Source organism: Stenotrophomonas acidaminiphila (assembly GCA_002951995.1).
Taxonomy (GTDB): Bacteria; Pseudomonadota; Gammaproteobacteria; order Xanthomonadales; family Xanthomonadaceae; genus Stenotrophomonas; species Stenotrophomonas acidaminiphila_A.
This window is the reverse complement of the sequence record CP019797.1, coordinates 1,874,552-1,888,938: the sequence shown is the minus strand read 5'-3', so window position 1 is coordinate 1,888,938 and position 14,387 is coordinate 1,874,552. Positions and strand designations below refer to the sequence as shown.

Genomic DNA, 14,387 nt, shown 5'->3' with positions numbered 1-14,387 from the left:
TTGACGTCGTCCTGCGCCGCCGCCGGTTTCCAGGCTGTCCTCAGCTGATCGTGCCGACCAGCTTCAGGCGCTTGTCTTCCGGTACCTCGCTGTAGGCCAGCACCGACAGCGAGGGGACGCTGTGGCGGACCATCCGCGCGAGGGCGGCGCGGACCGGGCCCGGTACCAGCACCACGGCCGGCTCGTTGCGCGCCTCCTGCTTGCCGACGCATTCGGCAAGACTCTGGTGGAGGCGCTCGGCGAGACCGGGTTCCAGTGCGGCACCGTTGCCCTGCGTGGATTCCTGCAAGACCCGTTCCAGTTGCGGGTTCAGGGTGAACACCGGCAGTTCCGGCGACATGCCGGCGATTTCCTGCACGATGAACCGGCCCAGCGCGTTGCGCACCGCCACGGTGAGCACGGTCGGGTCCTGGCTGAGCGCGGCGTTCTCCACCAGCGCCTCGGCGATCTTGCGCAGCTGGCGGATCGGGATGCGCTCGATCAGCAGGTTCTGCAGCACCCGCGCCACCACCGAGATCGGCAGCGCCTTGGGGGTGAGGTCCTCGACCAGCTTGGGCGCGCTCTTGGCCAGGGTCGCCAGCAGCTGCTGCACTTCCTCGTGGCCCAGCAGTTCCGGCGCGTGTTCGCGGATCAGGTGCGACAGGTGGGTGGCGACCACCGTGGCCGGATCGACCACGGTGTAGCCCAGCGACTCGGCGTGGGCGCGCTGGTGCGGCTGGATCCAGGTGGCGTCCAGGCCGAACGCCGGATCCTTGCCGGGAATGCCGTCCAGCTGGCCCATCGCGCTGCCGGGGTCCAGCGCCAGCTCGCGGTCGGGGTGGATCTCGGCGCTGGCCACCGGCACGCCGTGGATCAGCACCCGGTAGGTGGTGGGCGCCAGTTCCAGGTTGTCGCGGATGTGCACCGACGGGATCAGGAAGCCCACGTCCTGGGTGAGCTTGCGGCGCACGCCCTTGATGCGTGCCATCAGTTCGCCGCCCTGGGCCTTGTCCACCAGCGGGATCAGCCGGTAGCCGACCTCCAGCCCCAGCGGGTCGACCGGACGCAGCTCATCCCAGCTCAGCTCGGCGGTCGGCGCCGGCGGCGCGCCGAGCAGCCCCGGGATCTCGCCGGCGGCGGCCGCGCCGGCCTCGGTGCCGGCCGCGGCGGCGGCCATGTCGCGCTTCCACAGCTTCCAGGCCAGGAAGCCGAGGATCGCGGCCAGGATCAGGAACGCCAGGTTGGGCATGCCCGGGACCAGCCCGACCAGGCCGATGATGGCCGCGGCGATGGCCAGGGCCCGGTACTGGCCGAACACCTGGCCCATCATCGCCTGGCTCATGTCCTGGGCGCGCGAGGCGCGCGTGACCAGCATCGCCACCGCGCTGGACACCAGCAGTGCCGGCAGCTGCGCCACCAGGCCGTCGCCGATGGACAGCAGGGTATAGGTGGAGGCTGCGTCGGCGAACGGCATGCCGTGCTGCAGCACGCCCACCGCCAGGCCGCCGAGCAGGTTGATGAACAGGATCAGGATGCCGGCGATGGCGTCGCCGCGGATGAACTTGCTGGCACCGTCCATCGCGCCGTAGAAATCGGCTTCCTCGCGCACTTCCTCGCGCCGCGCCTTGGCTTCCTCGCGGGTCAGCAGGCCGGCGTTGAGGTCCGCGTCGATCGCCATCTGCTTGCCGGGCATGGCGTCGAGGATGAAGCGCGCGGTCACTTCCGACACGCGCCCGGCGCCCTTGGTGATGACCACGAAGTTGATGATGGTCAGGATCGCGAACACCACGATGCCGACCGCGTAGTTGCCGCCGATCACGAATTCGCCGAACGAGGCGATGACCTTGCCGGCGGCCTCGTGGCCGTTCTGGCCATTGAGCAGGATGACGCGGGTGGAGGCCACGTTCAGCGCCAGCCGCAGCATGGTGGTGACCAGCAGCACGATCGGGAAGATGGTGAAGTCCAGCGGCCGCTTCACGTACACCACCGCCAGCAGCACCATCAGCGAGATGGCGATGTTGAAGGTGAACAGCGCGTCCAGCACCGGCGCGGCCAGCGGCACCACCACCATCGCCAGCAGCGCCAGCACGATCAGCGGCGCGCCGAATCCCTGGCGGATCGCATCCAGCAGGCGGCGCGCGGTGGTGGGCATGGGCTGGGCGCTCATGGGCGGGCCCCCTTGCCGAACTCGTCGATGTCGATGGCCGGCTGCTGCGGCATCGGCCCGCCGCGCCAGGCACGCAGCTGGTAGACGTAGGACAGGATCTGGGCGACGGCCGAATACAGTCTCACGGGGATTTCCTTGCCGAGTTGGCTTTCCCTATACAAGGCGCGTGCCAGCGGCGGTGCCGACACGATCGCCACCCGGTTGCCGTCGGCCACCTGGCGGATCCGCAGGGCCAGTTCGTCCACGCCGCGGGCCACCACGGTCGGTGCGTTCATGCGCCCGGCCTCGTACTTCAGCGCCACCGCGTAGTGGGTGGGGTTGACCACGACCACGTCGGCATTGGGCACGGCCTCCATCATCCGCCGCTGCGACAGCTGCATCTGCATCTGGCGGATGCGGCCCTTGACCTCCGGGCTGCCCTCGCTTTCCTTCATTTCGCGGCGGACCTCGTCGCGGGTCATCTTCAGCTTGCGCAGCCAGTTCCAGTGCTGGTACGGCGCATCGATCGCCGCCAGCAGCACCAACGCCCCGGCCGTGGCCAGCAGCAGCCGCAGGGTGAAGCCCAGGCCATCGAGCACCGCCCGTTCCAGCGGCAGCTGCGGCAGGACACGCAGGGCATCGAAGCCGTGCCAGATGCACAGCCCGGCGGCGGCGCCGACGAACAGCATGCGCAGCAGCGACTTGGCCAGCTCGGCCAGCGACTGCATGCCGTAGATGCGCTTGATCCCGCTCATCGGGTTCATGCGGTTGAGGTCGGGCATGAGCGCCTTGGACGACACCCGCAACCCGCCCATGACCAGCGGCGAGACGAAGCTGGCCAGCAGGCAGGCCAGCAACAGCGGCCAGGCCGCCAGCAGCAGCCGCAGCAGCAGCATCCCGGCGTGGCCGAACAGCGCGTCGGGGGTCTGGAACAGCCCCGGCTCGGGCGCCAGCGCCGTGCGCATCCAGGCGCGCGCATTGCCGCCGATCACCCCGGACAGGGTGGCCACGGCGATCACCCCGGCGCCGAACACCGCGGCGGTGGCCAGTTCGCGCGAGCGCGGGATGTCGCCCTTCTCGCGGGCGTCGCGCAGCCGTTTGCCGGTAGGTTGTTCGGTTTTTTCGGTGCCGTCTTCGTTCTCAGCCATGGCCTGGCGCGGGTACTGGATCCGGCATCGGCCGTGCAAGAACCGGGCCAGCGCCGCCGCGGCCGGCGGGTGCGGCCGGGGTCATGGCCCGGGGCCGCCGGGCGCCGCGCTCAGAGGCCGCCGCTGGCGTACAGGCGCATGAAGCTCTCCGGGCCGACCGGCCGCCCCAGCTGGTAGCCCTGCAGGTGGTCGCAGCCCAGGCGCTCGGCATAGGTGCGCTGGCCCGGGGTTTCGATGCCCTTGGCCACCACTTCCATGTCCAGCGCGTGGCCCAGCGCGACGATCGCCGAGACCACCACCACGTCCTCGTCGCTGTCCTCCAGCGCCATCACGAAGGCGCGGTCGATCTTGATCTCGGTGGCCGGCAGCCGCCGCAGCTGCAGCAGGCTGGAGAAGCCGGTGCCGAAATCGTCGATCGAGATACCCACGCCCAGCGCGGCGACGGCGCGCAGCACCGCGATCGCGGCGTCGGCGTCGCGGGTGACCGCGTTCTCGCTGACTTCCAGCACCAGCCGCGACGGCGCCAGTTCATGCCGCTGCAGCACCCGCCGCACCTCCTCGACCAGGCACGGCGAACCGAGCTGCAGCCCCGACAGGTTCACCGACACCTGCCAGCCGGGGTGGCCGGCATCGTGCCAGCAGCGCATCTGCCGGCAGGCCTCGTCCAGCACCCATCGGCCGATCACGTCGATCAGTCCGTGCTGTTCGGCCAGGCGGATGATGCGTGCGCTGGGCACCGGCCCGTGCACCGGATGGCGCCAGCGCAGCAGCGCCTCGGCGCCGGTGACCAGGCCACTGTCGCCATGCACCCGGGGCTGGTAATGCAGGCTCAGCTGCGCCGCGGCGAGCGCCTGCCGCAGGTCCTCCAGCAGGCGCCGGTCCTGCTCGGCGTCGGCGTTCATCCAGGCGGCGAAGCGGGCGTGGCGGTTGCGGCCGGCCTGCTTGGCATGGCGGGTGGCGGTCTCGGCATGGGCCAGCAGTTGTGGCGCGGTGGCGCCCTGTGCCGGGTACAGCGCCAGCCCCAGGCTGGCGGTGACGCGCATGTCGCGCTCGTCCACGCGCACCGTGTTGACCGCCATGAGAATGCGCTCGGCCAGCGGCGCCGCGGCGGCATCGTCGGCCAGCGGCAGCGCGATCACGTACTGGTCGCCGCCCAGGCGCCCGACCAGGCCGCCGTCCGGCAGCTGCCGGCGCAGCTGTTCGGCCACGTCGACCATCACCGCGTCGCCGGCCTGCGGGCCGAAGGCGCTGTTGATGTGGCGGAACTCATCCAGGTCCAGGGTCATCACCGCGCACCCGAGCCCCGTCGCGCGGCAGTGCTGCAGCAGCTGTTCGATGCGTTCGTGCGACAGCTGGCGGTTGGGCAGGCCGGTGAGCGGATCGTGGCGGCTGGCATGGAACAGCTCCTTGCGCGCACCGTCCAGCGAGGCCGACAGCGTGGTGTTGCGCCGCCGCAGCAGGCGCGCCTGCAGGCGCTGCTCGAACAGCGAAATGACCAGTACCACCGCCATCATCGCCACGGCCAGCAGCAGCACCCCGGCCGCCAGCCATTCGGCGCCGATGCCGCCGCCGGTCGCCGCGGTGCACACCGAGCCGGCCGCGAACCGCGCCGCGGCCATGCCGGTGTAGTGCATGCCGACGATGCCCAGGCCCATCACCGCGGCGGCGGCCAGGCGCTGCGCCAGCGGCCGCGCGCGGCTGCGCATGCGCAGGGCGATGAACAGCGCGGCCCAGGAGGCGCCCACCGCGATCACGATGGAAAGCGCGACCCACGATGGCGCGTAGTCGATGGCCGGGCGCATGCGCAGCGCGGCCATGCCCGTGTAGTGCATCCAGGCGATGCCCAGGCCCATGAGCAGCGCGCCCAGCGCCAGCCGCGCCGGCGCCGGGGCGGGACGCGACACCAGCCACAGCGCGAACAGCGAGGTGGCGATGGCCACCAGCAGCGATTCGAGGGTCGGCCAGAGCGCATAGCCGAGCGGGATCGGCAGGCGCAAGGCGAGCATGCCGACGAAGTGCATCGACCAGATGCCGGTGCCCATGGCGACGGCGCCCGCCAGCAGCCAGCCGCCGGCGGCGCCGCGATGGCGCCAGGCCGATACCCGCGAGGCCATGTCCAGCGCGGTGAACGAAGCAAGCATCGCGACCAGGACCGACAGCGCGACCAGCGACGGGTTATAGCTTCCTGCAAGCATGGCATCCTCCCTTTGCACCCGATGGCACGCAGGGCGTGCCACGCATCCGGCGGCGGCCGGCCCGATCCCTGCCGGTCCCGCCTGCAGACTATCCCGGGCCGGCGCACGCCGGGCAAGCGGTTCGCCGCCGCGCACGGTGGGCGCGGCGATTCCGGCTCAGCCCGTTACCCGCCGCGCGGCGTCGAACGCGCTGTCGAGCAGGCGCTGCACCGGCGCGGCCATTTCCCCGGCCAGCAGTGCCAGCAGGACCAGCCCCAGCAGCAGCGACACCGGCAGGCCCAGCTGCATCGGGTGCAGCGCCGGCGCCGCGCGTGCCAGCACGCCGAACGCCAGGTTCACCGCCAGCATCGCCACCACCAGCGGCAGCGCCAGGCTCAATGCGCCGCGGAACACCTGCAGGAACAGGGTCGGTGCCAGTGCGGCCATCGCGTGCGGGTCGGGCAGCGCGGTACCGATCGGCAATGCCCTGTAGCTGTCCACCAGCAGCGAGATCAGTGCCAGGTGGCCGTTGCTGGTGAAGAACAGCAGACCGAACAGCAGGTAGAACCATTGCCCGACCACGCCGGAGCTGCCACCGCGCAGCGGATCGCTCATCTGCGCGAACGCCAGGCCGGTGCCCTGCGCGACCAGTTCGCCGGCCATCGCGCCGGCCTCGAAGATCAGCCGCAGCAGGAAGCCGATGCTCACCCCGACCGCCAGCTCGCGGGCGATGCTGAGCACCGTGGCCGCGTCGAAGCCGTTCCAGACCGGCACCGGCGGCAGTACCGGTGCCAGCGCCACCGACAGCGCGACGGCGAGCAGCGCCCGCACCCGTGCCGGCACCGCGCGCGAGCCCACCATGGGCATGGCCATCAGCATCGCGCCGATGCGCAGCATGACCCACAGGGTGGTGCCGATGATGGCGAAGGCCTGCTGGCCGTCGATCATCATCCGGGTGATCGGATCCATGGCGCCGCCTAGCCGATCAGGTGCGGGATGCGCTGGAACAGCAGGGTGGTGAACTCCACCAGGTGGCCGAGCAGCAGGCTGCCCAGCGCGAACAGCGCCGCGGTCAGCGCCGCGGCCTTGGCGATGAAGGCGATGGTCGGCTCATTGAGCTGGGTGGCGGCCTGGATGATGCCGATGACCACGCCGACCACCAGCACCACCACCAGCAGCGGGCCGGCGATCCAGAGGGTGGCGACCAGGCCGCCGCGCAGTTCGGTAAGGGCAAGTTCGGGACTCATGCCGGGGTGGATGCAAGGTTGGTGCCAGAGGGGCAAGGTTTCCGACGTTGCCGTTGCCAATAGATTTTGACTTGCCGGGTTCCCTTCCGTAGCGACGGAGGCGGCAGACAAGACCCCGAATGGGGCGCCGCACAAGGATGTGCGGCGTTTTTCGACGAGACAGGGATGTCTCGTCGAAAAATCCTGCCGACGGAGTGGACCCGCGATGCGCAGCATCGTGGGCGCGTAGGCAGGGTGTGCTTTCTTTGCGCCAGGTTTCTTTGCACAAGCAAAGAAAGGTGGCTCGGGCCCCTTTAGGGGCACGAAAGCCTTTGCTTCTGAAGTTGCTTCTAAAAGGGCCAAAGTCAAAGTCAGAGCGAGAGCTTTCACTCCCCTTCGGGGAGCGAGTTACTTTTCTTTGCTCGTGCAAAGAAAAGCTAACCAAAAGAAAGCACGCCCTGCCTGCGCACCCTCCGCGCTGCGCGCTCCAGGTCCACTGCGCTGCCGGGATTTTTCGACGAGACATCCCTGTCTCGTCGAAAAACGACGTGCATCCATGCACGCCGCCCCTTCGGGGTCTTGTCCGTCAGCTCCGTTGCTACGGGAGGGAACCCGGCAAGTCAAAATCCATTGGCAACGGCAGCAACGGCAGCAACGGCAGCAACGGCAGCAACAGCTAATGTCAAAGGCGAAAGCGGCCGAAGCGGGGGCAGCCTCCGTCAGTTGCTGGGCCGGAAACAACGAAGCCGCGAGTTGATCGCGGCTTCGTGCAATGAATTCATGAGTGGCGGCTCACACCGCGTTGAAGCTCGCCGCCAGCGTGCCCACCACCAGCACCCAGCCATCGACCAGCACGAACAGCAGGATCTTGAACGGCGCCGAGATCAGCATCGGCGAGAGCATCATCATGCCCATCGACATCAGCACGCTGGACACCACCAGGTCGATGATCACGAACGGGATGAAGATCAGGAAGCCGATCTCGAACGCGGTCTTCAGCTCGCTGGTGACGAACGAGGCCACCAGCACCGGGAACGGGATCGCGTCCGGACCGGCGTAGGGGCCCTGGCCGGCCAGCCCGGCGAAGGTCATCAGGTCGGTCTCGCGCACCTGCGCCAGCATGAACGCGCGCAGCGGCTGGGTGGTCAGGGTCCACGCGGTCTGGAAGTCGATCTTGCCGTCCAGGTAGGGCGCCATGCCGGTGGACCAGGCCTTGTCCCAGACCGGCATCATGATCATCGCGGTCAGGAACAGGGCCAGCCCGAGCAGTACCTGGTTGGAGGGCGTCTGCCCGGTGCCCATCGCCTGCCGCAGCAGGCCGAGCACGATGATGATGCGGGTGAAGGCGGTGAGCACCAGCAGCAGCGATGGCAGCAGGGTGATCGCCGTCATCAGCAGCAGCGTCTGCAGCGGCAGGCTGACCGGGGCGCCGCCGATCTTGCCGACGTTCACGTCGGGCAGGGCCGGCAGCTGCGGCGCGGCGGGGGTTGCCCAGGCCAGCAGCGGCAGCGCCAGCAGCGCGAACACGACCGCCAGCTGGCAGCAGAAACGGGAATTGAGGCGGTGCGGCAGCATGCTCAGGCGTCCTTGCGCAGCTTCTGTTGCAGCAGCTGCGCGAAATTCGGTAGATGTTTGAGGTGGGGAAGCGTGGCCGGCGCCGGCGCCGGCAGCGGTTCGGGCAGTGCGAGCAGCGCGCTGATGCCGCCGGCGGTGATGCCCAGCAGCAGCTGTTGGCCGTTGACGTCGACCACCACCACGCGCTCCTTGGCGCCGACGTTGAGGCTGGCCACCAGCTTCAACCCCTCGGCCGGGCGGAAGCCGGCGCCGGGCAGCCGCTTGAGCAGCCAGCCCAGGCCGACGATCAGCGCCAGTACCGCGAGCAGCGCCAGCACCGCGCCGAACAGGCCCGGCGCGGCGGCCGCATGCTGCCCGACCGGCGCCACCTGTGGATGGCCCTGGGCCATCGCGGCGACGGCCAGGGTGGTAGCCGGCAGCAGGCTCAACGCAGTCTCCGGATGCGCTCGCTGGGGCTGACCACGTCGGTCAGGCGCACGCCGAAGCGGTCATTGATGACCACCACCTCGCCATGCGCGATCAGGGTGCCGTTGACGAACACGTCCAGCGATTCGCCGGCGCCGCGTTCCAGCTCCACCACCGAGCCCTGGTTGAGCTGCAGCAGGTTGCGGATCGGCACCCGCGCGCGCCCGACTTCCAGCGACAGCGTCACCGGCACGTCCAGGATCACGTCCAGGTTGAGGTCGGCGTTGCCGTCGCCCTCGGCCTGCAGGTTGGCGAACTGCGCCGGCTCGGCGGCGGGCGCGGCGGGAGCGGGGATCTCGGTGGGGTCGTGCTCAGTCATGGGAGTTTTCCTGGGACGCGGACGGGCGTGGCGGCCTGCCCGGCGGATGGGTAGCGGTGATCTTGATGGCGTTGCGGTCGCGGGCGATGCCGAACTCGCCGGTGAACACCGGGATGCCTTCGACGCACAACGGCACTTCCTTCAGCATCTCGATGGGCAGGATGTCGCCGACCTTGAGCCGGCTCAGCTCGCGCAGGCTCATGCGCCGGCGCGCGATCACGCTGGACAGCTCCACCTCGGCGGTGTCCAGCTGCTCGCGCAGCATGATCGCCCAGCTCTCGTCGCGGTCGTTGCGGTCGCTCTGGATGCCGGCGTCGAGCAGCTCGCGGATCGGCTCCAGCATCGAGTACGGCAGGGTGATGTGGATGTCGCCGCCGCCGCTTTCCAGCTCGACGTGGAAGCGGCACACCACCACGTACTCGCGCGGGCTGACGATGTTGGCGAAGTGCGGGTTGATTTCCGAATTGATGTAGTCGAAATCGACGTTCATCACCGGGCTCCAGGCCTCGCGCAGGTCGACGAAGGCCTGCTTGAGCATCAGCTGGATCACGCGCATCTCGGTGGCGGTGAACTCGCGGCCCTCGATGCGGGTGTGGTAGCGCCCGTCGCCGCCGAAGAAATTGTCCACCACCGCGAACACCAGGGTCGGCTCGAACACGATCAGGCCGGTGCCGCGCAGCGGCTTGAAGCGGACCAGGTTGAGGTTGGTGGGTACGTACAGCGAGTGCAGGTAGTCGCCGAACTTGATCAGTTCGATGCCGCGCACCGAGATCTCGGCCGAGCGCCGGATCAGGTTGAACAGGCCGATGCGCCACAGCCGCACGAAGCGCTCGTTGACCATCTCCAGGGTGGGCATGCGCCCGCGGATGATGCGGTCCTGGCTGGCGAAATCGTAGGGCCGCGCCTCGCCCGGCGGCGGCTCGGGCTCGGCGGTGTCCACCGTGCCGGAATCGACGCCGTGCAGCAGGGCGTCGATCTCATCCTGGGACAGCAGGTCGTTGATGCTCATCGGCGTCGCCTTACTGGGTGACGAAGCTGGTGAACAGCAGGTCGTCGGCGGTCTTCTTGCCGGTCTCGGCCTGCATCAGCTTCTGCACCTCGGCCAGCGCCGCGGCCTGCAGGCGTTCCTTGCCGGCACGGTCGGCGATCTGTTCGGGCTCGACCTGGGAGAACAGCATCAGCAGCTTGGCGCGGATCGCCGGGGCGTGGGTCTGCAGCGCCGGCAGCGCCTCCGGGTCGCGGGTCATCAGCTGCACCTCGACCTGCAGGTAGCGCGGGCCGTCCACGCGTCCGTTGAGGTTGACCACGAAGGCCGGGTCCAGCGCGAAGTACTGCGCCGGGGCCGGCGTGGCCGGGGCCGCGGCCTTGGCCTTGGACGGCGCGGCGTCGGCGCGGCCCTGGGTGAAATACCAGACGGCGCCACCGGCGCCGCCGGCGGCGACCACGGCGATCAGCAGGGTCGCCAGCAGCGAACGGCGCGGCTTGGCCGCGGCATCCTTGTCCTTGTCCTTGGAAGTGTCTGGCTTGCGGGATTTGTCGGCGGCGGCTGCCACGTTGTGCTCCTCAGGGTTGCTGTCCCTGAATATGCAAAACGCGTGCCGCAGTGCGTGCCGGTGGCGATGACGGAAAGTTGACGGGGCTGGCCACGACGCGCGGCGCGCGCCAGCCGTGGGCCGCGCCTACGTCTCAGGCGTAGGCGTCGAGCAGGCCGCGCAGGCGCAGGGGACGGACATCGCGCCCGGTCAGGGCGCCGGCCTCGCCCGGCTCGCCGTCGTGGCCCGTGCCCGTGCCGGTGCCGCCGGTGTTCGACGAACCCGGCTCGGACTGGCGGTGGCCGACATCGGCCTGGGCCAGCTGCAGGCCCTGTTCGCCCAGCATTTCACGCAGCCGCGGCAGGCCGCTTTCCAGCGCCTGGCGGACCTCGGCATGCGCGCTTGAGAAGGTCGCGTGGACCCGGTCGCCGTCCAGCTGCAGCTTCACTTCCACCGGCCCGAGGTCGTTCGGGGTGACGCGGATGTGCGCATGGCCGATCTTCTGGTCGGCCAGCCAGCCGACGCGGGCGCCGATGGCGTCGTCGAAGTCGGCTGCCTGCATGTCGACCGGCGCCGACAGCGCCGGCGGGAAGGCCGGTGCCGGACGGGCTTCGGCCGCGCTGGCCAGGTTCTGCAGCAGCGGGCCGAACAGCGCCGCGCCGGCGCCTGGATCGGTGGCCGCTGGCGCGTTGCCGGCCGGGGCGCCGGGCAGCACCGGCGCGGCGTCGCCGCCGGGCAGCGACGGTGCCAGGATCTCGGCGTCGGCGGCGAGCGCCGCCGCAGCGGCCATGGCCGTGGCCGTGGTGGCCGCCGGAGCCGCGACGGGGGCGGGCGGTGGCGCCAGCGCGGTCGGCACCGCGGCAGCCGCCGTGGATGCGGCCGGCGACGCTGCGCCGCCGGAGCGGGGCAGGGCGCCGCCGTCGCGGGTGGCCAGCGGAACGGCGTCGGCCACGGCCGGGGCCGTCGTGGTTGCCGGCAACAGCCCGGCAAGGCCGGCCGGCGGCCATTGCGGCGCGTCGTCGTCGCTGTCGTCCTGGTCGCCACCGCCCTCAGCGGCGGCCGCCGGTTTCCCGGCGTCGCTGGCCGCGGCGGTTTCGCCGCCGCCGGCGGCATCGGCCGGCGCCGGCGCGGCCGCCGGGTCGGCGTTCCCGCGCCCCGGGTCGTCCGCGGCCGGGCGGGCCGCGGGTTTCGGCCGCGGCGTGGCTGCCGCTGACGGCTGCGGCGCGGCCTGCAGCAGCGCGTCGAATCCAGCGGCGTCCTTGTCGGCGCCGCTGCCGGCGCGCGGCAGGGAAGCCGCGCCCGGCGCCTGGCTGGCGCTCGCCGCGCCCAGCGACAGCGGCGTCATGGGCTGTCGTCCTCGCCCGACAGCTGGGCCTGGCGGGCACGGCGCGCGCCCAGGTCGTCCATCTCGCGCTGGTCGCGGCGTTCTTCCACCTGCTTTTCGCGGGCACGGTAGCTGGCCGCCAGCTGCTCCAGCACCTGCTTGTCGCGGCTGGCCAGCAGCAAGCGTGCGCGCTCGGCATCGACCCGCTCGCGGTTGCGGTCCACGGTCTGGCTCTGCTGCTGCACGGCGCTGTCCAGGCGGTCCAGGAACGCGCGCCGGTTCATCAGCTGCGACGGGCTGGTGGCGGCCATCTGCGCGCCGGCGTATTCCTCGGCGTAGCGGCGCAGTTCCTCCAGCCGCGACAGGTGCATGTCCAGCGCCTGCTGGCGCTCGGCCAGGGCGCGGGCGACCGCGTCCTCGTGGTCCTGCGCACGGCGCAGCAGGGGGTCCAGGCGACGGGATTGGTTCATGGGACGTTCTCGCTTTCGACCAGGCGTTTCAGGGCGGCAAGGCTGTGGGGAAGGTCGGCGGCCAGGCTCACGTCCTGGCCGAGGAATTCGAGGATTTCCGGCCAGCGCTCGAGCGCTTCGTCGGTGGCCGCATCGTTGCCGCGCTGGTAGGCGCCGATGGCGATCAGGTCGCGGTTGGCCGAATACGCCGCCACCAGCCGCTTGAGCTTGCGGATGCGCAGGCGCCAGGCGTCGTCGGCGATGTCCTGGACCACGCGGCTGACCGACGACTCGACGTCGATGGCCGGGTACAGGCCGGAATCGGCGACCCGGCGCGAAAGCAGGATGTGGCCGTCGAGGATGGCGCGGGCGGCGTCGGCGATCGGGTCCTGCGGGTCGTCGCCCTCGGTGAGCACGGTATAGAAGGCGGTGATCGAGCCGCGTCCCTTGGCGCCGTTGCCGGCGCGTTCCACCAGCGCCGGCAGCTTGGCGAACACGCTGGGCGGGTAACCACGGGTGGTCGGCGGTTCGCCGACGGACAGGCCGATCTCGCGCTGCGCCTGGGCGAAGCGGGTCAGCGAATCCATCAGCAGCAGCACGTTCAGGCCCTGGTCGCGGAACCACTCGGCGATCGCGGTGGCGCGATAGGCGCCATGCAGGCGCGCCAGCGGCGGGCGGTCGGCCGGCGCGGCCACCACCACCGCCCGGCGCAGGCCTTCCTCGCCCAGGGTGGTCTCGACGAAGTCGCGCACTTCGCGGCCGCGCTCGCCGATCAGCCCGACCACGATCACGTCGGCCGAGGTGAAGCGGGTCATCATTCCCAGCAGCGTCGATTTGCCGACGCCGGAGCCGGCGAACAGGCCCACGCGCTGGCCGCGGCCTATCGGCAGCAGCGCGTTGATCGCGCGCACGCCCACGTCCAGCGGCTGGGTGATGGGTTCGCGCGCGAGCGGGTTGATCGACACCCCGGCCATGCTGGCGCTGCCTTCGGCGCGGATCGGGCCCTTGCCGTCCAGCGGCACGCCGTCGCTGTCGATGACCCGGCCCAGCAGGCCTTCGCCGACCTCCACCCCGCCGCGCCGGTAGGACGGCACCACGCGTGCGTTGGGCAGCAGGCCGTGCAGTTCGGCGCTGGGCATCAGGTAGGTGCGGTCGCTGGCGAAGCCGACCACCTCGGCGTCGACCCAGCCGCCGTCGACCTCGACCTTGCAGGTGGCGCCCATCGGCGCCTCGCAGCCGACCGCTTCCAGGGTCAGGCCCACCGCGCGGCGCAGCACGCCCTCGCGGATCAGGCCGCGGCCGTGCCCCGGCTCGATGTCGATGGCGTCCAGCCGGGCGGCCAGGCGCAGGTTGCGCGCGGCCGACCAGGCGGCGGGCGCCGGTGGCGGGCGGTCGGGCGGCGCGGTGTCGGGGTGGGTGGGGTTCATTGGGTGGCTCCGGCCTTGCGCATCACCGTGGACAGCGCCGCGCGCAGGCGCGCCTCGAGGGTGCCGTCGATGCGCACGCTTTCGGCGTGCACGCGCAGGTCGCCGCGGCTCAGGCCGGGGTCCGGGCTCAGGCGCTGGCCCGGCGCCAGTTTCAGCAGCGGCGCCAGCGCGGCGATGTCATCCGGGTGCAGGCGCACCTCGACCTCGCGGCTGCTGCCGCCGACCGCTTCCAGCGCCTCGTTGACCAGCTCCTGCAGCAGCGCCGGTTCGGCTTCGTAGGCACGGCCGAGCAACTGCCCGGCCACGCGCACCGACAACTCGCCCAGCGCGGCCACCACTTCGCCTTCCAGGCGCAGCAGCGGGCGGCTGAAGTTGTCCAGGATGCCTTCGATCTGCGCCACCAGCCGGCGTACCTCGGCCTGGCCCTGGGCGAGGCCTTCGGCATGGCCCTCGGCGTGTCCCTGTTCCAGCCCTTCCTGGCGCGCGGCGTCCTGGATGGCCTGGATCTGCTCCAGCGTCGGCGGCTGCGGCAACGGCTCCGGCGGCAGTTCCGCGGCATCGCCGGAATGGTCGTCGGACAGCGCCGGCGCCGGTTCCAGCGCGGCGGTCAGATCGGGAGCCAT

Annotated in this window: 14 protein-coding genes; all 14 read right to left on the bottom strand. The window is 71.0% G+C overall.

Annotated elements, in window-relative coordinates; all coding sequences use genetic code 11:
• Positions 1–40 precede the first annotated feature (40 nt).
• A complete protein-coding gene (locus B1L07_08515) occupies positions 41–2,146 on the bottom strand; it encodes a flagellar biosynthesis protein FlhA (protein ID AUZ55124.1) in 2,106 nt (701 codons plus the stop codon).
• On the bottom strand, positions 2,143–3,273 hold the full coding sequence (locus B1L07_08510) for a flagellar biosynthesis protein FlhB (GenBank protein ID AUZ55123.1): 1,131 nt from the start codon (positions 3,271–3,273) through the stop codon (positions 2,143–2,145). The genes B1L07_08515 and B1L07_08510 overlap by 4 nt, the downstream gene beginning before the upstream one ends.
• A 110-nt stretch (positions 3,274–3,383) precedes the next feature.
• Complete coding sequence (locus tag B1L07_08505) at positions 3,384–5,468, bottom strand: hypothetical protein (GenBank protein AUZ55122.1); 2,085 nt, start codon at positions 5,466–5,468, stop codon at positions 3,384–3,386.
• Positions 5,469–5,624: 156 nt separating this feature from the next.
• The gene (locus B1L07_08500) at positions 5,625–6,416 is read right to left on the bottom strand and encodes a flagellar biosynthetic protein FliR (GenBank protein AUZ55121.1); all 792 of its coding nucleotides are present in this window, start codon (positions 6,414–6,416) and stop codon (positions 5,625–5,627) included.
• An 8-nt stretch (positions 6,417–6,424) separates the two neighbouring features.
• Complete coding sequence (locus B1L07_08495; GenBank protein AUZ55120.1) at positions 6,425–6,694, bottom strand: flagellar biogenesis protein; 270 nt, start codon at positions 6,692–6,694, stop codon at positions 6,425–6,427.
• A 771-nt stretch (positions 6,695–7,465) separates the two neighbouring features.
• Positions 7,466–8,248, bottom strand: coding sequence for a flagellar biosynthetic protein FliP (locus B1L07_08490; protein ID AUZ55119.1), 783 nt, complete (start codon positions 8,246–8,248; stop codon positions 7,466–7,468).
• 2 nt (positions 8,249–8,250) lie between these two features.
• Complete coding sequence (locus B1L07_08485; GenBank protein ID AUZ56523.1) at positions 8,251–8,637, bottom strand: flagellar biosynthetic protein FliO; 387 nt, start codon at positions 8,635–8,637, stop codon at positions 8,251–8,253.
• A 35-nt stretch (positions 8,638–8,672) separates the two neighbouring features.
• The gene (locus B1L07_08480) at positions 8,673–9,032 is read right to left on the bottom strand and encodes a flagellar motor switch protein FliN (GenBank protein AUZ55118.1); all 360 of its coding nucleotides are present in this window, start codon (positions 9,030–9,032) and stop codon (positions 8,673–8,675) included.
• A complete protein-coding gene (locus B1L07_08475; GenBank protein AUZ55117.1) occupies positions 9,025–10,041 on the bottom strand; it encodes a flagellar motor switch protein FliM in 1,017 nt (338 codons plus the stop codon). The genes B1L07_08480 and B1L07_08475 overlap by 8 nt, the downstream gene beginning before the upstream one ends.
• Before the next feature lie 10 nt (positions 10,042–10,051).
• The gene (locus B1L07_08470) at positions 10,052–10,585 is read right to left on the bottom strand and encodes a flagellar basal body protein FliL (protein AUZ55116.1); all 534 of its coding nucleotides are present in this window, start codon (positions 10,583–10,585) and stop codon (positions 10,052–10,054) included.
• A gap of 133 nt (positions 10,586–10,718) precedes the next feature.
• Positions 10,719–11,909, bottom strand: coding sequence for a hypothetical protein (locus B1L07_08465; protein ID AUZ55115.1), 1,191 nt, complete (start codon positions 11,907–11,909; stop codon positions 10,719–10,721).
• A complete protein-coding gene (locus tag B1L07_08460) occupies positions 11,906–12,358 on the bottom strand; it encodes a flagellar export protein FliJ (protein ID AUZ55114.1) in 453 nt (150 codons plus the stop codon). The genes B1L07_08465 and B1L07_08460 overlap by 4 nt, the downstream gene beginning before the upstream one ends.
• Complete coding sequence (locus B1L07_08455) at positions 12,355–13,764, bottom strand: flagellum-specific ATP synthase FliI (protein AUZ55113.1); 1,410 nt, start codon at positions 13,762–13,764, stop codon at positions 12,355–12,357. Before B1L07_08455 ends, B1L07_08460 begins: the two co-directional genes overlap by 4 nt.
• Positions 13,761–14,387, bottom strand: a complete 627-nt coding sequence (locus B1L07_08450; protein AUZ56522.1) for a flagellar assembly protein FliH — start codon at positions 14,385–14,387, stop codon at positions 13,761–13,763. The genes B1L07_08455 and B1L07_08450 overlap by 4 nt, the downstream gene beginning before the upstream one ends.